Here is a 21,353-nt window from a genome sequence, read left to right on the forward strand (position 1 = left end):
GCAAATAGGGTCTATTGGAAGACGTTCTTCCTTAGAGGAATCGATTTGATGCGTGTTTTTCTGCTGCTGTTTCTCCTGTTTCCAGTGATCGAGCTGTTCATCCTGGTGAAGGTCGGCATGTCCATCGGCTTTTTGTGGACGTTCCTGCTGGTGCTGGCGACCTCCATGCTCGGTCTGTTCATCATGCGTGTGGCAGGGCTTGCCACCGCCCTGAGCGCCCGTGAAAGCCTGGCGCGTGGCCAGTTGCCCGCCCAGCAGATGCTTGAAGGACTGATGATGGCGGTCGGTGGCGGCCTGTTGCTGTTGCCCGGTTTTCTCAGCGACATCCTGGGCGTGATCTGCCTGCTGCCGTTCACCCGTCGCCTGCTGATCGCCAGGCTGCGCAAGCGCGCCGAAGACCAGGCCATGCGCCAGCGCGCTTTTGCCGACGACCTGCAGGCCTACCCGCACGCCCGGCAACCCCAGGAGCCTCAGTCTTCAGGGGCGATTCATGCGCCGACGCGCAAGCCCGACGTGATCGAAGGCGAGTTCGAACACCGCGACAAATGACTGGCACTTGCACCGCACACGGCACCTTCGGGTGCCGTGTGCGTTTGATGCCGATGTAAAAAATTTCGCGTCCTGCACTTGTAATCACCTTGGGTGCCCTTATGTATGGGTCACCGCAAGGTTTCTGGCTCGATGCCAGACCGTATTCTGCGGTTCGCCCGTCGAACCGTACCCGGCCATGCCGGAATTCAACAAACCGCCGGTGTGCTCACCGGACGTATAAACAAAATCAGGAGATCGACAATGAAGCTTCGTCCTCTGCATGACCGCGTCGTAATCCGTCGCAGCGAAGAAGAAACGAAAACTGCCGGTGGCATCGTGCTGCCAGGTTCGGCTGCCGAGAAGCCTAACCGTGGCGAAATCGTTGCTGTAGGTACCGGCCGTGTTCTGGACAACGGTGAAGTCCGTGCGCTGGCCGTGAAAGTGGGTGACAAAGTGGTATTTGGCCCTTACTCCGGCAGCAACACCGTGAAAGTAGACGGCGAAGACCTGCTGGTGATGAGCGAGAACGAAATCCTCGCCGTCATCGAAGCCTGAGTCCTCCCGCTCAATTTCCCGCGATTACCCAGTATTTAAGGAATAACGATCATGGCTGCTAAAGAAGTTAAATTCGGCGATGCCGGCCGCAAGAAAATGCTCGCAGGCGTCAACGTCCTGGCTGACGCTGTAAAAGCGACCCTGGGCCCTAAAGGCCGTAACGTGATCATCGAGAAGAGCTTCGGTGCTCCTCTGATCACCAAGGACGGCGTTTCGGTTGCCAAAGAGATCGAACTGAAAGACCGTTTCGAAAACATGGGCGCGCAGCTGGTCAAAGACGTTGCCTCCCGTGCCAACGACGACGCCGGTGACGGCACCACCACGGCGACCGTTCTGGCTCAGGCCATCGTCAACGAAGGCCTGAAAGCCGTCGCTGCCGGCATGAACCCGATGGACCTCAAGCGCGGCATCGACAAGGCGACTATCGCCATCGTTGCCCAGCTCAAGTCGCTGTCCAAGCCATGCACCGACACCAAGGCGATTGCCCAGGTCGGCACCATCTCGGCCAACTCCGACACTTCCATCGGCGACATCATTGCCGAAGCCATGGAAAAAGTGACCAAAGACGGTGTTATCACCGTTGAAGAAGGTTCGGGTCTGGAAAACGAACTGTCGGTTGTAGAAGGCATGCAGTTCGACCGTGGCTACCTGTCCCCGTACTTCATCAACAAGCCGGACACCATGGTGGCCGAGCTCGACAGCCCGCTGCTGTTGCTGGTCGACAAGAAAATCTCCAACATCCGCGAAATGCTGCCAGTGCTGGAAGCCGTTGCCAAAGCCGGCCGTCCGCTGCTGATCGTGGCTGAAGACGTCGAAGGCGAAGCGCTGGCGACCCTGGTCGTCAACAACATGCGTGGCATCGTCAAGGTTGCAGCCGTCAAGGCTCCAGGCTTCGGCGACCGTCGCAAGGCCATGCTGCAGGACATCGCTGTCCTGACCGGCGGCACCGTGATTTCCGAAGAAATCGGCCTGAGCCTGGAAAGCACCACCCTGGAGCACCTGGGTAACGCCAAGCGCGTCGTGCTGAACAAGGAAAACACCACCATCATCGACGGTGCTGGCGTTAAAACCGATATCGACTCGCGCATCGCTCAGATCCGCCAGCAGATCGGCGACACCAGCTCCGACTACGACAAAGAGAAACTGCAAGAGCGCCTGGCCAAGCTGTCCGGCGGTGTTGCCGTGATCAAGGTCGGCGCCGGTTCCGAAGTCGAGATGAAAGAGAAGAAAGCCCGCGTTGAAGACGCCCTGCACGCTACCCGCGCAGCCGTCGAAGAAGGCGTGGTACCTGGCGGTGGCGTAGCACTGGTTCGCTCGCTGCAGGCCATCGAAGGCCTGAAAGGCGACAACGCCGATCAGGACGTGGGTATCGCTCTGCTGCGTCGCGCTGTTGAAGCGCCACTGCGCCAGATCGTGGCCAACTCCGGCGACGAGCCAAGCGTTGTGGTTGACAAGGTCAAGCAAGGCTCGGGTAACTTCGGTTACAACGCAGCGTCCGGCGAATACGGCGACATGATCGAAATGGGCATCCTGGACCCTGCGAAAGTGACTCGTTCTGCTCTGCAGGCCGCGTCCTCGATCGCCAGCCTGATGATCACCACCGAAGCCATGATCGCTGACATCGCCGAAGACAAGCCAGCCGGCGGCGGCATGCCGGACATGGGCGGCATGGGTGGCATGGGCGGCATGATGTAAGTCGCTTCACCCTCAAGCGTCACCTGAAGAACCCCGCCTCGTGCGGGGTTCTTTCATTCAGGGGATGAAATGTATGACGCCGGCGATGGTCTGTTGCCATAGCCATTGCTGCGGCTTGCACTGCAACGTCAACAGCCCCTAAGCTGCGCCAGCCCATTGCCTGCGGAGAGCCTCATGCGAATCCTTCTGGTTGAAGACAACCGCGATATTCTGGCGAACCTGGCCGACTATCTGGGGATGAAGGGATACACCGTCGACTGTGCCCAGGACGGCCTTTCCGGCCTGCACCTGGCCGCCACCGAACATTACGATCTGATCGTGCTGGACATCATGCTGCCCGGCATCGACGGCTACACGCTGTGCAAGCGCCTGCGTGAGGATGCCCGGCGCGATACGCCGGTCATCATGCTGACGGCCCGCGACCAGCTCGACGACCGCCTGCAAGGCTTTCGCTCGGGTGCCGACGACTACCTGCTCAAGCCATTTGCCCTGTCGGAACTGGCTGCACGTATCGAGGCGGTGTTGCGTCGTGCCCAGGGCGGCGGGCGTCGGACCCTGCAAGTGGCCGATCTGGTCTACGACCTCGACACCCTGGAGGTCACCCGTGAAGGGCGACTGCTCAAGCTCAACCCGGTCGGCCTCAAGTTATTGGCGGTGCTGATGCAGAAGAGTCCGCATGTGCTGCGCCGCGAGATTCTCGAAGAGGCGCTGTGGGGCGACGACTGCCCGGACAGCGACAGCCTGCGCAGCCATGTGCACCAGTTGCGCCAGGTCATCGACAAACCGTTCCCCAAAGCGCTGCTGCACACCGTGCACGGCGTGGGCTACCGCTTGGCCGAGGGCCGGGATGGAGTTTAAACAGAGCCTTGCCCAACGGATCATCATCGCCTTTGCCCTGATGAGCGCACTGGTGGCCGGGTCCTTCGCCGTCGGCATCATCTCCACGGTGCACCTGGTCGAGGAAAAACTGATTTCGGCCGGCCTGGGTGGCGATCTCAACCGCTTGTTGCTGGCCGACAGCGTCAGCGACTGGAGTCACCGACCCAAGCAGGATCAGTTGTTCTACTTCAGCAACGGTCCTGGCGATTTCGACCTGCCACAGGACATACGCCACCTGGAGCCCGGCTTTCATGAGGTGTTTCGCGGCCCGTTGTCGTACCACGCCATGATCGAGGTGGTCGAAGGCCGCCACTACGCCTTGCTGCAGGACCAGAGCGATTTCGAGGAGCGCGAGCGCGTGTTGTTCGCGGTGGTGCTGGTGGGCTTTGTCATGGCCCTGGCATTGGCCGTGTTTCTCGGCTGGGTGTTGGCGCGCCGGGTCATCGCCCCTGTATCGCGCCTGGCACGCCAGGTACGACACCGCGACCAGTTGTTGGGCCTGGCGCCACCGCTGGCACCTGATTATGCCGCCGATGAGGTCGGTGAACTGGCTGTGGCCTTCGACGCCACCCTGGGACGACTGCGTCAGGCCCTGAGCCGTGAACGGATGTTCACCAGTGACGTCAGCCATGAGTTGCGTACGCCCTTGATGGTGCTGGCCAGCTCGTGCGAACTGCTACTGGAAAACCCGGCGCTGGACCAGCGTGCCCGGCGTCAGGTCGAGCGTATCGCCCGGGCCTGCGAAGAGATGCGCGATCTGGTCCAGACCTTCCTGATGCTGGCCCGTACCCAGCGCGAAGACCCGACCATGACCCCCAAGGCGACCCTCAACAGCGCTGCAGAGCAATTGGTTGCGCAATGGCGCGGGCCGATTGAAAGCAAGGGGCTGCAATTGATCTACACGCCCAGTGAAAATGATCCGGCGCCCGATATCAGCTACAACGCGACCTTCTTGCTGGCCGTCATGGGCAACTTGCTGCGCAATGCACTGCATTACACCGACAGCGGTTTCATCGCCCTGACGTTGCAGGCTGAAGGTTTTGTGGTCGAAGACAGTGGCGTGGGCATCCCCGAGGAAAAGCGCGAAGCCATGTTCGAGCCATTCGTGCGGGGTAACGAACAGCGTGGCGAAGGATTGGGGCTGGGCTTGTCACTGGTGCAGCGCATCTGCGCCAACCAGGGCTGGACCGTGAGCCTGACCCCCAATGAGCCAAACGGGTGCCGGTTCAGGGTCAGTCTGGAAGTGGCCCGCGCTTGAGCGGGCCTTTCATCCGCAAGGTGTGGATGCCGATAAAGTGCCGTACACCTCCGCGAACAGGCCCGAATAGCCGTAACTTCTTGTAATTTATGGAAACATCCCGTTTCATTGCGTACATTTTTTTCACATTGGCATGACCTGAGCAAGACGCCCGGCTCCTTATCGTGAGCGGCATCTGAATCGGAGACGCCGCCATGAGTGATCGCATCGAACTGGAATTTTCCAGCAAATACGACAATGACCACGCCCAGCAATATTTGCACAAGCACCAGAACGGCCTATGGCGTCAGTTGTCCCATCGGCGTGATGAACAACTGGCCCGCAAGGCCTTGCGCCTGGCAGGCGACCCTGGCCTGGTGCTGGATTTACCTTGCGGGGCAGGGCGTTTCTGGCCATTGCTGGCGGAAAAGCCCAATCGCTTGATCATTGGGGCCGACAATTCGGCCGACATGCTCAGGACCGCTTGCCGGGCACAACCTGCCGAAGTCGTACAACGGGTACAACCCTTGCAGACATCTGCCTTTGACATTGATCTGCCCGACAGTGCAGTAGACAGTATCTTTTGCATGCGCCTGATGCACCATATTGGTCAAGCCGAGCATCGTATCGCTCTATTGCAGGAGTTCCAGCGGGTTACCCGCGACAGTGTCATCGTTTCGTTATGGGTCGATGGCAACTTCAAGGCCTGGAAACGCAAGCGTCTGGAGCGCACTCGCAAGCACTCCGGCGAGCAGGTCGATGGGGAGGACAGTTACCAGAATCGTTTTGTGTTACCAGCCGCTACGGTCGAAGCCGAGTTTGAACAGGCCGGCTTCCGGATCCAGCAGCGGATGGATTTCCTGCCACTGTATGCCATGTGGCGTGTTTATTTGTTGCGCAAGAAGTAATCGGGATGACGCACCATGGGACAGGCAGTACTGACAGAGTCAGAGAATGAGTTCGAGTACTTCTGGGCAACACGCGGTGAGTGGGTCGAGCCGCCCAACGTGCGTCGTGGCGGCGAGAGTGGCGTGCAGCGTGTGCAGGCTGACGACGGTCGTCTACTGTATGTAAAGCGCCAGACCGGCCACATCTACCGCAGTGTGTTGCACCCGTTCGGGCGGCCTACGGTGCTGCGTGAGCGAGACGCGCTGGAAGGTTTGCGCCGTCTGGGTGTTGGCGCGCCGCAAACCGTTTTCTGTGGGGCCGAGCGCGACGAGAAGCTGCAATGGCGTGCCCTGCTGGTGACCGAAGCACTGGTGGGCTATGAGCCGATCGAGGACTGGTACGCTGCCGGTGGCCGTGAGCGTCATGGTGAAGCGCTGCACGACCAGTTGCTGCAGACCCTTGCGCAGAACCTGGCGCGAATGCACCGGGGACGCTGGCAGCACAGTTGCCTGTATATCAAGCATGTGTTCGTCAGGGTCACGGGTGAAGGCGAGCAGGCCGTTGCACAAGTCGCCTTGCTGGACCTGGAAAAAGGCCGGCAACGACTGACCGCCCGGCGCGCAGCACTGCATGACATCAAACAATTACGTCGCCATTCGTCATTCACCGCCCCCGACTGGGAAAAGTTCATCTACTTTTACCAGACAGCGTTTGGCAGCGCCCTCAAGGGGTTGGAGTGATGAAGCTAGAAATGGCTCGAGGTTTATTCCTGGTGGCAGCCCTGGCAACGACCACGGTCGCCATGGCGGCCTGGCAACAGCCGGCTACCCGGATTCTGAGTACCGTACACGGTGAGGGGCATTGTCCCTTGCCACGTGTCGCCAAGTCGCAACCGGTGGTGCGGCCTGACCACGATCTGCTGCTGTTTCTCTACAGCATGACCCAGGGCACCGGCCAGAGAGGTTGAATCCATGCGTCACCCGACAAGCCTCGAGCGTTTGACGCCCGGGGCTTTTTTACGTCCGGCATAAGTAAGGGGCACCTCTGAAGCCTCAAGTCGTGTGGAAATTTCTTACTTCCTCTATGGGATATTTCCGGCATATCCGCCCCTGTGCTTGTGTCATCGTTTTCCCTTGCTCGCTGTAACGTTCGCTTTCATTCATTTCGCGGCTGCGCAGAAGGAAATTGCCATGGGCCTGATCTGGACAAAAATATTGATCGCCTTGCGGGGGCGCGGCCATGATGTCTCCGATACCGTCATGGCCGACCAGGCGTTACGCCTGCTTGATCGGGCGGTGGGTGAAGCCGAAGAGGAGATCGGCCTTGGGCGTTCGAGCCTTGCCAACCTGATGACCAAGCATATCCTGGCCTCCCGGGAAACCGAACAGACCGCTGCGCGGCTGGCGGAACTGGCCGGAAATGCCGGCAAGGCATTGGCGCTGGGACATGATCACCTTGCACTGGAACTGGCTGCCCACATCGGCAGGCTTGAGCGAGTGCAGGTCGAAGACAAGCGCGTCGCGCAACAATACGGCAGGAATGTCGACACGCTGCGCCTGGCACTCGAAAAAGGTGAAAATGCCCTGCGTGCCCTGAAGCGGCAGATTGATACCTTGCGCATCAACACGACCAGACACGCGGCTTTACCCGCTTGCGATACCATCGCCCGTCTCCAGGCGGCAGCCGATGCGCTCGATATCATCTGCCAGCATCAGAGAGAGGTGGCTGCTCAGCTTGAGGCCCGGAATGATCTCTGCACACGTGATCCGCGTCTGGAAAAGCTGCTCTGCGAGCCCGTGATCATTCCTGACGAGTCCAGTGCCTATGCGGTGCTGGCCAGGATCAAGTCCGCACCGCAGCCGTCGCCGGGCAACAGCCTTGCCGGCGGCAAGGTCATGTAGTCCTGGCTCAGGCCACCTGCAGGTGCAGATGGTTATCCCAGAACGCACTTGGCAGGTCCAGCGGCCTGGCCTGCAAATCGGGCTGGCGACAATCGTAGAAACGGCAGCGACCCTGGCCGGACGTCACCACGAAACCCTCACTGACTGCACCCACGCCCGCACAGTCGGGCATGGAGGCATCGAGCCGCAAGGCACCACTGTCCAGGTCCCAGATGAACAGACGGTTGGCCCGTGGTGCCGTGAGCGCCACCAGGCGCAGGTCGTCGTGGATGGCGACGCTGGCTGTGTAATGGTTCATGGCCCGCAGTTGCGCCTCGGCCACCGGGAAGGCTTGAAACGGCTGGCCGGGCCGCTTGATCGCCAGCAGCTCGGCTGTCTCCTGGGCATCGCCCATGAATTGCTGGCCGGCGACAATGGTGCCGTCGCGGGCGACAGCAAGATGACGCACGCTGTTCATCGGCTGGGCCAGGGTTTCCTTGCTCAGCAGCGTACCGTCACGCTTCATCAGGACCAGGCTGGGTTGCATGGCATCGAGGTTCATCTCGACCCGGCTCTCGGCTTCGGTGCGGATACCGCCATTGGCCACGATCAGGGTTTCACCGTCAGGCATCCACGAGACCTGATGCGGGCCGATGCCGTGGGTGGAGACTTCACCGTCACGCACCAGCCGCTCGTTGACGAAGCGATAGGCGCCCAGCACGCCGCGACCGGGATCGCGGGTATCGTTTTCGGTGGCGTACAGCCATTCACCCTGCTGATGAATCACGGCATGGCCATAGAAATGACGGCCCGGCGGCGACACGACGGTCTGCAGCAAGCGGCCGTCACGCAGGTCGATCAGGTAGCTTTCCGTGCCCGGGCGCCTGGCGATGAACACCGCCAGTGGCAGCGTGGGGTGATTGATGATGTCATGGCAACGCAGGCGCACTTCGGTGGCAAAGACGGCCTTGCCATCGAGCCGATAGCCCACGGCATAGTGCTTGCCGTCGGCATCATCGCGTGCCGACAGCAGCAACGGGCCACTTTCCTTCTGCCGAAACAGTGTCCAGCCGCCCAGTGTCACGGCACTGAGCAACAGGCTGCCAAGGGCCAGGGCCTGACGTCGCAACATCATCTGTGTTCTCCCGATCAGTCGCCGTCGTTGGCGTTGAAGCCCAACTGAATGCCCAGCGCCTTGGCCAGTTCGCCTTCCTGCAGGCGATGCACCACGTTGAGGCTGTCATAGAAGGCGTTGAGTTGCTGGCGCCCGGTGTCGCTGGCCAGCAGATCGGCCAGCGGCGGGGTCAGTTGCGAGAGCAGCGTGTGGCTGGCGGCATACGCCGCATCGATCTTGTCGGCCAATGGCTTCTGCTCGCGGCTCAGCAGGCCACGCAAGCCCTTGTTGTCGACACCGGCCCAGACGGTCTCGGCGCTGACCAGGCTGGCCTGCAGGCTGCTCAGCGAGGCCTGACTGCGCCAGGCGTCGGCCTGGAAAGGCTGCGGTACGCCCTTGGACTGGCGACCCAGTGGTGTGCCCAGCTTCTTTTTCAGGGTGTCGAGCGCGGTGACCTGCACACGCAGCAGCTCGGCAATGGCCTCGTGCGAGTCGGCATAGCGCTGGTTGGGGAACTTGCTCAATTGCGCAAGCATGCCGTCGGTGCTGTTCCAGCTGTTGAGGATCTCTTCGGCCAAGGCTTTCTGGCGCGCACCGATAGCGGTCAGCAATGGGCAATAGCGGGCTTTCTGCTCGGCATTGGCCATGTCGATATTGGCATCGAACAGGATGTACTCGTAGGCCGACAGGCCTTGCACCACGACGCTGGCCTTGGTCAGCTCATCGACGCTGATCGCCGGCTGGGCCGTGACCAGTTGCTCGACCTGACGGCCGACCAGGTTTTTCTTGTCGGGCCAGAACTGCACCTGCCAGGCGCGATTGCCCTCGGCCAGCGGGCCGATCAGCAAGGGCTGCAACTCGGCCCAGCTTTTCTGCGCCTTGAGAAAGTCGGCTCGCGCGCTTTGCAGGTCGGTCTTGCCCTGACAGAACGCCAGGGCGCTGGTCGCCAGCTGACGGTCAGCTTCGACCCAGCGGCTGTAGGTCGGCAGAATCACTTGCTTGGCAATGGCCGCCGAAGTGACCGCCTGCGGGTCGGCAGGTGTACAGGCACCCAGGGCCAGGGCCGCAAGGCCGGTGAACAGCAATTTGGGACGGAACATCTCTGGCTCCTTGGTTAAAGGGACGCAATCATAATGAATTGAGGAAAGCCAGCAAGGCTGCTCTTTGTTGTGCATCAAAAGCCAGCACTTGCCGCTGTGCAGCCTGGGCTTCGCCACCGTGCCAGAGAATCGCTTCGAGCACATTGCGGGCCCGGCCATCGTGCAGCAACTGGGTGTGCCCGCTGACGGTCTGGGTCAGGCCCAGGCCCCATAGCGGTGGCGTACGCCATTCACGGCCGGTGGCCTGGAATTCGCTGCGATTGTCGGCCAGACCTTCGCCCATGTCATGCAATAACAGGTCGGTGTAGGGCCGAATGATCTGGTTGGCCAGTTCAGGCTCTGCGGCATCGGCGCGGGTGGTGAACTGCGGCGTGTGGCATTGCTGGCAGCCAGCCTTGAAAAACAGGTTCTTGCCGGCCAGCACTTGAGGATCATCCACCTGGCGACGGGCCGGAACACCCAGGTTACGGGTATAGAACTCGACCAGGCGCAGGATATTGTCGCTGACCTCAGGTTCACCCTGCGGGCCATTGCCGTTGGGTGCTTGAAGGCAGGCGGTCTGTGCCGGCGTGCAGTCATCGAACGGCAGCAGGCGCGTGGTCAGGCCCAGGTCGCCGGCAAACGCATGGGCATTCTGCTGGTTGAGCGTGGGCTGCCCGGCCTTCCAGCCAAAACGCCCCAGCGCCACCTGTTGGCGCGCTTCGTCCCAGACCCAGTTAGGTCGCCCGGAAATGGCATCGCCATCCTGATTCTCAGGGTCGGCATTGGCCAGGATGGCCGCTTCGGGAATGGCTTCGAGCAGGCCCAGGCCGATCATCGGCGGGGCGATGCGCACCGAAATGTGGGTGTCAGGGTGCAGCGGACCATAACCCAGCTGGGTGATGCTCAGTGTGGGCTGGCGCAGTTCGACCTGCATGCCGTCGCGAAAGCGCACGGTCAGTGGGTCGTACTCGACCCGTATCTTGCCTTCAGGCGCGACACCAGGCACTGCCATGTCCTGTAGCTGCGTGCCATACACCGGCTCCGGCACCACCCCGACACGCTGCAGCACTTCGGCCGTACCGGCGCTGTCGGGAATCGACAGCCGGACCAGCATTGACACCGCATTGCTGTCGCCAGGTTCTGGCGGGTGACCACGGCCATCGCGAATATGGCAGTTCTGGCAACCATTGGTATTGAACAACGGCCCCAGCCCGTCGCGCGCCGTGGTGGTCGACGGGGCAATGACCCAGGGGTTGCGGAAAAAACTGTTGCCGACGCTGAAGTCCACCCGCTTGACCGGCGGAAGATTGGCCGATGGCAGGGAAAAGGCATGCTTGTCGCTGCGCTGCACGGTCGTGGCACCCCCCGACAACGCCTCCCCCGGCTCGGCCTGGGTGAAACGCGGCGCGTCCTCGCACCCGGTCAGGACCAAGGCCAACAGCAACGCCAGGGATGAACGCAACGGCACAGTCATAGCACTCTGCAAACAGCCAAACCTCAGGGCGGGCAAGCTTAACAGCCCCGGCCGGTTTGAATAAGAGGGATTATCGTTTGCTGAGGGTGATGCAATTTGTTGTTACGAATTGGCCTCCTCGAAAGCGTCGTCCTCCAGACGCACAAACTCCAGGCATTCGCGTTGATAGTCCATCAGCGTCTTGCCAGTATTGAGGTACTCAAGTCTTTCCAGGGTGAGCTCACGGAACAACTCATCCGGGCGTTTCCATGATCTGGACGGTATCGCTTGCGACCATTCGCGCATCTCTTTCGAGTGCTCGACCCGGTGCAGTTTCTTGATCCAGCGGGCGATATGAAAGGGGAGCGTCCCGCCCGCGAGCAGGTTGAGCGGGATGAAAACCAACAGGTAACGCAGGTAACTGCCTTGCTTGTATAGATCGCGGAGCATATGAAGATGCTCAAGCGTGCCCCCCATTGCATCATGCGCCACGGAATCGGCGGGCAAGTATTTGCGGCCTCTCTCCATGAAAATCCGGATGCTTTCCCATTCGCCCATGGCCTTCTCCAGGCTTGAGTGTGATGAAAGAAATATGTTCGTTTCAGCATCGTCTTCACTAAAGAGCACCAGGTTGAGCGTATAGATCCTGATAGGCTCCGCGAGCAAAGAGGTATGAGTGTCCGTTCCTCTGACAAACGCACCGATCTTCTCCCAGGCAATGAACCGCGTCCGTTGGTCAGCATCGGCAATGTAGGCCATCTCGCGACGCTGGCGGTTGAAGCGCATCGGATAGGGACGCGTCCATACCCAGATGCCTCGCAGGACCGAGCTGATCAATATGAAGGCGATGAACGCCCCGACGCTGATGAGCCAGCCATCGTCCGCCAGCAAGCCGCGCAACCTTTCAAAGGCCGGGCGTTGCCCTGTGAGGCTGATGATGTCGAGCGCAAGGGTGTAAACCAGATAAATCGCGATCAGGCCGAGCGCAAAGCCCAGATAACGGCGAATCACTCGCTCGGGAAGCCGCACCTTTGGGGTGAAATCAAGATAGACCTCGTTGTTATCTGGCAGGCTGAGCTTCGGTGATCGATAGGCACGAAAACCGGTAGGCAGTGGAAAGGGCGACACGCTGATGCTGTCTTTGCATATAGCATCTTCTGCTTGCAGGGAAGTCGTGTCTTGCATGGAATCGGGTTCGAAACTGGGCATGCGGTGCGCCTTGAAAATGAGCAAGACGCGATACTCGGCACAGCCGCCGGGACAAACAAGACGTCAACCTGCGTTTCGGAATAGCCCTACAGCCATTGCAGAAAAGTCAGGTCAGGACGTAATGCCGATCAGTTAAAACGTATCTACCAATGTCTGCCTGGAACACAACCTGGGAGGGCGCTTGCTCGCGATTGAGTGCAAAGCGCTCACAAAAATTGACAGGGCGGCACAATTTTACGAAGGGTCGGCATTAGGGTCTGTTGCCGTTTCAACACGGCTCGTGCTGAAGCGGCAACAGCCCTTAGGTTTGAGCGCAGCTTTTACGGCGAAAACACATGAGGATGCCGGTCGGTGAGCTGATCATTGGCAAGCGTCAGTGCTGCTCACTCTGCAACCTGGCTTCCCTGCGCCGTTTACGCCGCTCCGTAAGCGAGCCGGGTTTAGGGACGGTCGGCGCGCGGGACAGGGCTGTGAAATGATCGATCAAGGTAAGCCCCTTGCGCAGTGTCTTCTGTACTGCCTGGCTTTGTTCGATCAACTCGGCGCTCGGTTGCTGCCATTGATCAGGCGGCAGTGGTTTTGACCATTCCTTGATCGACTTGGGAAAACGGGTGCTGGGCAAGTGCTTGACCCAGGTCGATAAATGGCAAGGCAATGTCCAGCCGCCCAGCGCCTGGAGGCCTATGAAACCGAACAGATACATCAGGTAGCCGTTATGTTCGCGGTAAACTCGACGGCACAACTGAAAGTGTTCCACTGTGCCTTCCTCGATCTCCAGGCGGCTCAGGCCAAAGTACAGGGGGTCTGGTATGTGTCCTTCTTCCATGTAAACACGAATGGCTTCCCATTCACTCAAGGCGCCGGCGACGGTGTAACAGGGGAGGGTCAGCCAGACCACGTCGTTCTTGTCAGGAGCAGGCAGGCCAATCATCAAGTCGGCATCCTGCTGGTCGTCATTTTTGGTGATTGCGGTATCGCTACTGATACAAGCGATGACACTTTCCCATGGAACGATGAGCGGTGGCTGGCCATGATGAGCGATATAGGCGACCTCTCTACGTTGATGGTTGAAACGCATGGGGTAGATACGGGCTTTGGCAAATAAGTCCTCAATCATGGGGGGCGCATAAATTAGCGCGATGCCCGACAATAGGCTCGGTACGATCCAGTGAGAGAGAAATATAATATAAAGGTGTTCGTAAATGGGTGCTCCAAAATGCAGGTAGGAATAAACGCCAAGAAAAAGTCCGACCAGAAAAAAACAAGCGTGATTCCAAAGGTCGTGACCATGGCTGCCCGGATGAAAAACTCGGAGGGGCCGTTGCCTGGTATAAGGTCTACATATGTATTGTCAGGTTTCAGCAGCAGGTTTTGTGAGTAGTGAGGCCGGATACCGGTAGGCAATGGCAGAGGGGCTAAGTAGAAGGCGTACGGATGTGCTTTGTTCTCACTGTCGCCGGCTCGAGGAAGGTGTTCGTGTTTGTGTTTATTGCTTATCATCGATAAAGCTCTTTGTGATCTGGATGGCCGGCAATGGGGCGGAGGTGTCGGGCGCCAGGCCCATGGCAGTGATAGGTTTGTTAACAACGTCCATTCCCAGTGGAATGCGGTAATTCAAATAGCCATTGTCGGATTTCAGAAAATTTTTGGCCATTACAGGTTTGACAGTCAGGCACGGATCCAAGCCTTTTAGTTGCGTATGAGAACTTTTTGGTGTCCGGATTTGAGGGGGTGGAGTTATATGAATTTCCAAAGAAAAAGTCTGTTTGATTTTGAATGAAAATAGTGATTGACTGCTATTCAGTGAGGGTTGTTCTGCAGCTTGGCCTCCCTGCGCCGTTTACGCCGTTCCGTAAGCGAGCCGGGTTTAGGGGCGGTCGGCGCGCGGGACAGTGCTGTGAAATGATCGATCAAGGTAAGTCCCTTGCGCAGTGTCTTTTGTACTGCCTGGCTTTGTTCGATCAATTCGGCGCTCGGTTGCTGCCATTGATCCGGCGGCAGTGGTTTTGACCATTCATGAATCGATTTGGGAAACGCGGTTTTGGGTAGGCGCTGGATCCAGGCTGCAATATGGCAGGGCAACGTCCAGCCGCCCAACGCCTGGAGAAATACGAAGCCGAACAGGTACATCAGGTAACCCTGTTTTTCACGGTAAACACGGCGGCAGAGATGGAAGTGTTCAAGGCTGCCTTCTTCAGCTTCCAGATCACTAACGTCAAAGTATTTGGGACGGGTGTCCGGACCTTCTTCCATGTACACACGAATGGTTTCCCACTCACTGAGGGCGCAGGCCAGGTTGAAGCAGGCAATGTCTAGCCAGACCACCTCGTCTTTTCCAGAGGCGGGCAGACCGATCCTCAGAGTATCGCTAGGCTGATAGCCATATTTTGTAAGGGTTATTGTGCTGCTGATACAGGCGATAAGGTTTTCCCAAGGAACGATATGCGGTGCCATGCCGCGTCTGGCGACATAGGCGACTTCTCGACGTTGGCGATTGAAGCGGATGGGAGGGGTGCGGGCTGTGAGGAATGCTTCCCAAGCAATGGGGCCGCCATAAAGAACTGAGGCACCTAGTAGAAAGAGTGGTATAAACCAATGGGAGAGAAATAAGATATAGATGTCTTCGAGTATGGGGCGCCCAAAATTCAAGTAGGAGTAGGTGCCGAGGAAAAGTGCGATTAAAAATATGAAGAGTGTAAAGCTCATTAAAAGCGCTATCACTATTCTGATGGCGAACTCAAATGAGGCGCTTCGTAACATAATATCCATATACGTATGATCAGTTGCTTGGGTTGGGATCCGTGAGGTATAAGGCTTGGCTCCTGTAGGAAGTGGCAGGGGGGCCAAATAAAAAGTGCGCTGATTTTTTTTATTTTCAATGTCACCTGCTTGCGGAAATTTTTCATGGTTATTGCTGATCATTTATAAAGCTCTTGGTTATTTTTATGGCCGGCAATGGAGCGGAAATGTCGGGGGCAAGGGCCATAGCTGTAATGATATGGTTGACATTATCGAGCCCTAATGGAACACGATAATTTAGATAGCCTGCGTCAGCTTTCAGGAATTGATCTGCTAACAATGGCTTGACAGCCAAGCATAAATCGAGAAAAACCTGATGCCCAAGGTAGTCGCAGGAAAGCTTCAGCTCCAGTATTGCAGGGGAGTCGCTAACTGAACTCAGTGTATGCCTGAAAAAATCGCTAACGTCCAAATTCTCATCCAGACAGCGCCACATGACTTTCCAGCGTAGCGCATCAGTTTCTAGCGAGTCGATTGTCAGCCCAGGTAAGATCAGATGAAGGCTGCGAACGGGTTCGTTTGTTATGGTGTCCGTAACTATGCCCTTATCGACCAGGGTGGGTCGCAACGTCGATTCGGCCAGTTTTTGTTTTGATTCGGTTTCGCTCCATCCTTTGGATTGACGCCCCCATAAACAACCGGATAACCAACGCTGCAGATCATCGAGATGGTAATAGTTATAAATGGCTTCTCCAGCCATTTGCAGTGCCATGAAGGCCAATCCCCAGATGTTCAAACGTGCTGAGGATCGCAGGAAGCGTGTGCCGCGAGTTGCCCATGCTTGATTGGCAATTAGTTTTTTCTGTTCAGGTGGAACTTTGCGAACTTCATTTAAAAGCCCTAGAAGCTCATGGCCGGCAGTCGCGCTGATAATCATGGAGGTGCCTGTAACACCTAGATCACCAGAAAAACCAATCAATGCACCTATTTTCTCTCCCGGCGTGCCTTGAGTGATTGCAGTTTGCCATTTTGAGTAGTTGTTCAGCGCAGTGCTTGAATTTATAAATAAAGCCAGGAAAGATAATGTCGCACCGTAGCCGAGTCCCAACTTTCCGATCTTGACAGCCGTAAGGCTGCCAGAATGCACTGGTACGCCAGTGGAGAGGGTCTGCATCACGTTGTCCAGCATGGCGATGTGTGCGACTTGATAAACGGTCAAACTACTTACTAAAACGCTAGTAAGTGCAGAGGCGAAAAGTATGTCTTTTCGGATAGAGCCTGTTCCCTCATTTCTTTCTCTACGCCAGATGCGCCAGGCCTCTCCAAGGTTCATCGCCTGTAACGTTCCCAACAACAGCGGTGCCCAACTGCTCTTGAAAGCCGCCTGGTAAGCCCCGGGCGTGGCATATCCACCCCGTAGGCCGGCTTGCAGGCGTCGCGTCTCCTCCTGCAGTCCCGCGCGCTGGGCATCGGTTATATCCAGACGGACCTGGATATAACCGGCGGACAATGCAGTGGTCGGTTCTATGCTGCTTTCAATCAGCCGTAGCACGGCTGCACGTTCATGGCGCGTATTCAGCAAATCCTGGCTGGCCGCCTGTTTGGTATAGGCGATCTGGTGTTTTTCATCCGTCGACAATCCACGCCGACGATGCTGCTTTTTCAGTTTTTCGACCTGTTTTCTGAGTTGGTCTTCCCGGTCGATCAATTGACCAAAGCGAATCAGTCGTTCCCTGAACTGCTCGACGTCCGGTTGATCGGCTACTTTCAGAATGATGCCTTCAGTCTTCAAGGCAACCAGCAAGCCCAGGCGGTGAGCCCGGTTGGTGGCCCGGCTGAGTTTGTCGAGGTGGCCCTGTAATTGATGGTCGTCAAGAACGCTATGCATTCGGGCCAGCCAGTTATTCATATCCAGAGCAACCGAAGGCAGATAGCTGGCCAGTACAGCCTGATGCCGGGCCTGCAAGTGCGGCGGCAGCTCCAGACTCCTCGACCAGTGATGACTCATGATTTGATCAATTTCATGCACCCGTGCATTCGCATCGACCAGCCCTTGCCCGAAGTTGCGAATGTCATCCAGCCACTTGTTCAGGTCGCCGGCCTTGCTCTTGAGGAAGTTAAAATCCAGCCGGCCCTGGAAAACCGGCAGGATGTAATGCGGGTTTTCATGAAAGAACTCACCGACCTTTCTCAGGCTTTCGTCAGTGCGGCACAGGTCGCGCATGCAGTTCTGTTCGACGATCAGCGCCTGCTCCAGTTGTTCGGCGTTCTCGGGGTCGAAGTACCAGGTGCTGCGGTGGTATTCGCTGCGGCTCAGCAGGTGGGTGCGGTCCTCGGTGATGGCTTCCAGGCGTTGCTGCCAGCGCTTGAGGTGGGCGCGCTCGCGGTGCAGGTAGGCTTGCATGTCTTCGTGGCGCACCAGGTCGTGGATGCCGCGTGCACCCAGGCCTATGCCATTCAGGGTGCCCTGGCTGCTGTCCTCCAGGGCTTCGATCTCCCGCTTGAGTTCGTTGTAGCGGACCTCGCCAAGCGCTTCGATCATTTCACGCTTGCGCAGGGTCATGTCCTGCTCGGCCATCCGGGTTTCTATCGGCTCCTGGGGGATCTCATCGAAGCGGTAGGTCGTGTCGCGGTAGTTTGTACGTTTTTCCCAGCGCCACCGATTGCGTGCATTGACCCAGGCGTAGATGGACGCACGCTGGTCGGGGGTGGTTTTCTCGAACAGCGTCGAGTCGCTGCCGGCGCTCTGTCGTGCCGTATGCTCGCCCACGGTCATCAGGGTATCGATGTAGCTGGCCGTGACGTAGCGCAGTTCATTGTCATGTGCTTCGCGCCAGTCGCTGATCCAGTCGACGACCCGGTCCTGCTCATCGGCCAGGTCCTCGATAATGCCCAGGCTGTCTTCAAGCACCAGATACAGGTGGTCGTTTTCATAGAGAGGGTTGAGCGCCTGTTTCAATTGGCCGATATGCGCTTCGCGAAACAACGGCGGATCTTCCCAGTGATAATCCTGTTGTTCCTTTTCGGGAATGCCCGGGGCGAAGCAGTGCGCGGCCGGCTGTTCGGCAATTTCAGCCAGTTGCTGCCTGATCTGGCTTTCCACACGCAAGTGCGGGCCACCTTTCTGGCAGTCGGCCTTGGCCAGGTGCACCTGCTGCATGAAGTAATAGCGGTCCAGCGAGCTGTCCAGCACGTGCATGCATTTGGCGGCGGTCCATTGAATGGGGGACCAGGCCACATGCAGCAGGCTGTCGTGGGGGAAAACCATATCCGGGGAGCCGCCCGGCTCCAGGCGGATATCCTGGGTCACTTGCCTGCCCTTCCACAGCAACCCGGCAGGCCGGCCATCGACCAGGCAGTATTCACGCAGCTCGACATCGTTTTCGTCGATCACGTACAGAAAACCGTCACGCACCAGGCGCAGGCCCAATGGGCGCTGGAGGCCCTTGTAGCGATCCCCGTCAGGTTGGCTGCGCAGGCGTTCCACCCGGCCATAGCGCACGGGGATCAACTGCACGTTTTTACCCATCAGCGGGCAGGCGCTGATGCTGTCCTTCACATCCACATGGCTTCTGGCGCGCGATTCCCAGTGGGCTTTTTCGATGGGGGACAGCGTCTTGCGGCTCATGACGAGGCTCCTGCATGGCTTCGTTCCACGGCCAGCCAGTTGGCCTGCTGGACACGCTGCGAGTGGGTCAAGGGGGACGTCGTGGTCAACAGTTGGCGAATGTCGGCATGCGCATCAGTGGGCTGGGTCGAGAGAAAGTGGCTGACGTTGGCGTAGTGGAAGATGTCCATCTCGGTGGTGAAACCCTGCGCATAGGCCTGGCTCGCCAGGCCATGCAGATGCTGATAGCGCTCCGGCAGGCTGGCATACGGCAGGTAGTCGGTGAAGAACTGGCGCATGTGCTTTTCCAGTTCGATCACCATGATGTTCAGGTTGCTCTCGCCCAGGGCTTGCAGCTGCATCGTGTTCAGGCCGTACAGCGGTTGTTTCTGCGCCAGCGGGGGCGGACCCTGACGCACATGACGCCGCCAGCAGGCGTGGATGACATCGGCGGCATGCACCTGTTCGATGGGGCCGAACAGGCGATCATCGGTGTGCTGTGGGTGCAGGCCGTACAGGGCGTTGGCCACGATCGGGTCGGAGAGGTTCAGGTAGGTCGGCTTGCGGCCCGGTTCGTCGACGAACAGCAGCCAGCGCAGGTGAGCGAGGATGTCCTGCATGGGGCTTTCGCTGAACAGCAGCAGGCCCCAGTCGTGCCAGATGTGCTTGAGGAACAGCTCGTAGAGTGGATCGAAGCGTCCCTCGATCGCGACCAGCATGGGCGACTTGTCCAGCAGCTCCTTGAAGCGTGTCAGCAGGAATACCGGCTGCGGGTCGATACCGGATTTGCAGCTGTACAGGGTGCGAGCCAGGTGCTCGACATTGACGCCGTTGAACAGCAGCCAGGCGGGTGTGGACCAGGGCAGGTCGACGGGACCGGATTCGAAGTCGGGCATGCAGGTACGCCTTGAGCAGGATCAAGACGCGATAGTCGGCACAGCCGCCAGGACAAACAATACGCCAACCTGCGTTTCGGAATAGCCCTACAGCCATTGCAGAAAAGTCAGGGCGGGGCGCGGCTGCTCATCCGCAAAACCATAAAAAATGCCGGTCAGCGAACTGACCGGCATGTGTGTGTTGCGCGTTACCGGACGGATCAGAACTCGTGATCGGCAGTGTCCGGGTTCAGGTCGGTGATGCCCAGTTTGCCGGCAGCCTGTTCGATGGCGCCGGTCTGCTTGACCAGGGCTGCGATGGCGTCCCGGACCACCTGGTTGCCTTCGGTGTTGCCGGCGGCGATCAGTTGGTCGAAGTGCTCGCCCTTGCCGGCGCGGTCAACCAGCACCTGGAGTTTGGCCTGGGTGTTGTCCAGGTCGCTGCGCAGGGTGGCGTCGGTGGCGGCGTCAGCCTTGGCCACCAGCGACGACAGGCTTGGGCCGCTGACTTTGCTGCCGTCGGTGCGGGTGTACTCGCCCAGGTAGACGTTGCGGATGCCCAGGCCGTTGTAGAAGTGCGAGTTGTGCGTGTTGTCGCTGAAGCAGTCGTGCTCGTCTTCGCTGGAGTTGGCTTCCAGGGCCACTTTCATGCGCTCGCCGGCCAGTTCGCCCAGCGACAGGCTGCCCATGCCGAACAGCATCTTGCGCAGGCCGTTCTCGCCGGACTCGGCTTCCAGGGTGGCACGGTAGTTGTCAGCCACGCCCGGCTTCCAGTTGTTGACCATTTCCTGCAGGTCGTTTACCAGCAGTTCGGTGACGGCCTTCAGGTACGCACGGCGGCGTTCGTTGTGGCCACCGGTGGCGCCTTCGCCTTGGAGGTAGTCAGTGGCAGGGCGCTCGCCGGCACCTGGACCATTGCCGTGCAGGTCCTGGCCCCAGAGCAGGAATTCAACGGCATGATAGCCGGTGGCGACGTTGGCTTCCGAACCGCCCAGCTCGTTGAGGCTGGCAAGTTTCTCGGCGGTGATGTCCTTGACGTCGACCTTGTCTTCGCCCACCTGGATCTCGGTGTTGGCGATGATGTTGGCGCTGGCGCCGGGGTTGCCCAGCGCGTGTTGATAGTCCTTGGCGACGTAGTCGATCAGGCCTTCATCCAGCGGCCAGGCGTTAACCTGACCTTCCCAGTCGTCGATGATGGTGTTGCCGAAGCGAAAGACTTCGGTCTGCATGTAAGGCACGCGGGCGGCGACCCAGGCGTCGCGAGCGGCCTTGAGGGTGGTGTCGTTCGGGGCGGCGAGGAATTCGTCGATGGCGACCTGCAGTTTCTTCGCGCTGGCCTCGGCGTCACTGAAGACGGCATGCACGATGTTGGCGTAGTTGGCGACCACGGCCTTGGCGGCTGCATCGTTGGTCTGTGCGGCGGCCGCTGGCGCTGCTGCAGCTGGTGCTGTGGCTGGCGCCGGAGCCGGTGCAGGCGCTGCTGCGGGGGCCGGTGCAGCGGCAGGTGCAGGGGCGGCTGCCTTGTTGTCCTTGCCTTCGCCGCAACCGGCGAGAGAGATAGCGATGGCCAGCAGACTGGCACTGGCCAGAGGCATACGAATCATGACGA

General features: G+C 58.9%; 18 protein-coding genes. 9 read left to right on the plus strand and 9 right to left on the minus strand.

The genetic code is table 11. The annotated features are described in order from the left end of the window. The first annotated feature begins 48 nt into the window (after nt 1-48). From ASF84_RS00835 to ASF84_RS00875, 9 genes are all read left to right on the plus strand, one after another. Nucleotides 49-549: an FxsA family protein gene (locus ASF84_RS00835; protein WP_056834274.1), complete on the plus strand. Its 501-nt coding sequence runs from the start codon at nt 49-51 to the stop codon at nt 547-549. Nucleotides 550-792: 243 nt separating this feature from the next. Beyond that, nucleotides 793-1,086, plus strand: a complete 294-nt coding sequence (locus ASF84_RS00840) for a co-chaperone GroES (protein ID WP_056834276.1) — start codon at nt 793-795, stop codon at nt 1,084-1,086. Nucleotides 1,087-1,137: 51 nt separating this feature from the next. Then, nucleotides 1,138-2,781, plus strand: coding sequence for a chaperonin GroEL (groL, locus tag ASF84_RS00845; RefSeq protein ID WP_056834278.1), 1,644 nt, complete (start codon nt 1,138-1,140; stop codon nt 2,779-2,781). 174 nt (nt 2,782-2,955) lie between these two features. Beyond that, entirely contained in the window at nt 2,956-3,639 is a 684-nt protein-coding gene (gene colR / locus ASF84_RS00850) for a two-component system response regulator ColR (protein ID WP_056834281.1), read from the plus strand. Beyond that, nucleotides 3,629-4,918, plus strand: a complete 1,290-nt coding sequence (locus ASF84_RS00855; RefSeq protein ID WP_056834283.1) for a sensor histidine kinase — start codon at nt 3,629-3,631, stop codon at nt 4,916-4,918. Before colR ends, ASF84_RS00855 begins: the two co-directional genes overlap by 11 nt. A 194-nt stretch (nt 4,919-5,112) precedes the next feature. Further along, entirely contained in the window at nt 5,113-5,805 is a 693-nt protein-coding gene (locus ASF84_RS00860) for a class I SAM-dependent methyltransferase (protein WP_056834286.1), read from the plus strand. 15 nt (nt 5,806-5,820) lie between these two features. Further along, on the plus strand, nt 5,821-6,525 hold the full coding sequence (locus tag ASF84_RS00865; protein WP_056834288.1) for a lipopolysaccharide kinase InaA family protein: 705 nt from the start codon (nt 5,821-5,823) through the stop codon (nt 6,523-6,525). Beyond that, nucleotides 6,525-6,752 (plus strand): hypothetical protein, encoded by a 228-nt coding sequence (locus ASF84_RS00870; RefSeq protein ID WP_056834290.1) that lies wholly within the window; start codon nt 6,525-6,527, stop codon nt 6,750-6,752. The genes ASF84_RS00865 and ASF84_RS00870 overlap by 1 nt, the downstream gene beginning before the upstream one ends. A 223-nt stretch (nt 6,753-6,975) precedes the next feature. Next, complete coding sequence (locus ASF84_RS00875) at nt 6,976-7,686, plus strand: PspA/IM30 family protein (protein ID WP_056834292.1); 711 nt, start codon at nt 6,976-6,978, stop codon at nt 7,684-7,686. A gap of 7 nt (nt 7,687-7,693) precedes the next feature. Here the strand turns inward: ASF84_RS00875 and ASF84_RS00880 are convergent, their stop codons facing one another. The 9 genes from ASF84_RS00880 to ASF84_RS00920 form a co-directional block, all read right to left on the minus strand. Further along, on the minus strand, nt 7,694-8,797 hold the full coding sequence (locus ASF84_RS00880; RefSeq protein WP_056835304.1) for a DUF1513 domain-containing protein: 1,104 nt from the start codon (nt 8,795-8,797) through the stop codon (nt 7,694-7,696). Between the two features lie 17 nt (nt 8,798-8,814). After that, entirely contained in the window at nt 8,815-9,879 is a 1,065-nt protein-coding gene (locus ASF84_RS00885; protein WP_056834294.1) for an imelysin family protein, read from the minus strand. A 28-nt stretch (nt 9,880-9,907) separates the two neighbouring features. Beyond that, a complete protein-coding gene (locus ASF84_RS00890) occupies nt 9,908-11,335 on the minus strand; it encodes a di-heme oxidoreductase family protein (protein ID WP_056834296.1) in 1,428 nt (475 codons plus the stop codon). A 102-nt stretch (nt 11,336-11,437) separates the two neighbouring features. Further along, the gene (locus tag ASF84_RS00895; RefSeq protein ID WP_056834298.1) at nt 11,438-12,523 is read right to left on the minus strand and encodes a hypothetical protein; all 1,086 of its coding nucleotides are present in this window, start codon (nt 12,521-12,523) and stop codon (nt 11,438-11,440) included. Between the two features lie 373 nt (nt 12,524-12,896). Continuing rightward, nucleotides 12,897-13,640, minus strand: coding sequence for a hypothetical protein (locus ASF84_RS00900; protein WP_236709340.1), 744 nt, complete (start codon nt 13,638-13,640; stop codon nt 12,897-12,899). 683 nt (nt 13,641-14,323) lie between these two features. Then, nucleotides 14,324-15,445 (minus strand): DUF6708 domain-containing protein, encoded by a 1,122-nt coding sequence (locus tag ASF84_RS29560; RefSeq protein ID WP_236709341.1) that lies wholly within the window; start codon nt 15,443-15,445, stop codon nt 14,324-14,326. Then, nucleotides 15,432-18,890 (minus strand): toxin VasX, encoded by a 3,459-nt coding sequence (locus ASF84_RS00910; protein ID WP_056834300.1) that lies wholly within the window; start codon nt 18,888-18,890, stop codon nt 15,432-15,434. Before ASF84_RS00910 ends, ASF84_RS29560 begins: the two co-directional genes overlap by 14 nt. Next, nucleotides 18,887-19,765 (minus strand): DUF4123 domain-containing protein, encoded by an 879-nt coding sequence (locus ASF84_RS00915; RefSeq protein ID WP_056834303.1) that lies wholly within the window; start codon nt 19,763-19,765, stop codon nt 18,887-18,889. The genes ASF84_RS00910 and ASF84_RS00915 overlap by 4 nt, the downstream gene beginning before the upstream one ends. A gap of 200 nt (nt 19,766-19,965) precedes the next feature. After that, nucleotides 19,966-21,348 (minus strand): imelysin family protein, encoded by a 1,383-nt coding sequence (locus tag ASF84_RS00920; RefSeq protein ID WP_056834306.1) that lies wholly within the window; start codon nt 21,346-21,348, stop codon nt 19,966-19,968. Nucleotides 21,349-21,353: the final 5 nt, after the last annotated feature.

The sequence above is a fragment of the Pseudomonas sp. Leaf127 genome (genome assembly GCF_001423155.1).
Taxonomy (GTDB): domain Bacteria; phylum Pseudomonadota; class Gammaproteobacteria; order Pseudomonadales; family Pseudomonadaceae; genus Aquipseudomonas; species Aquipseudomonas ovata.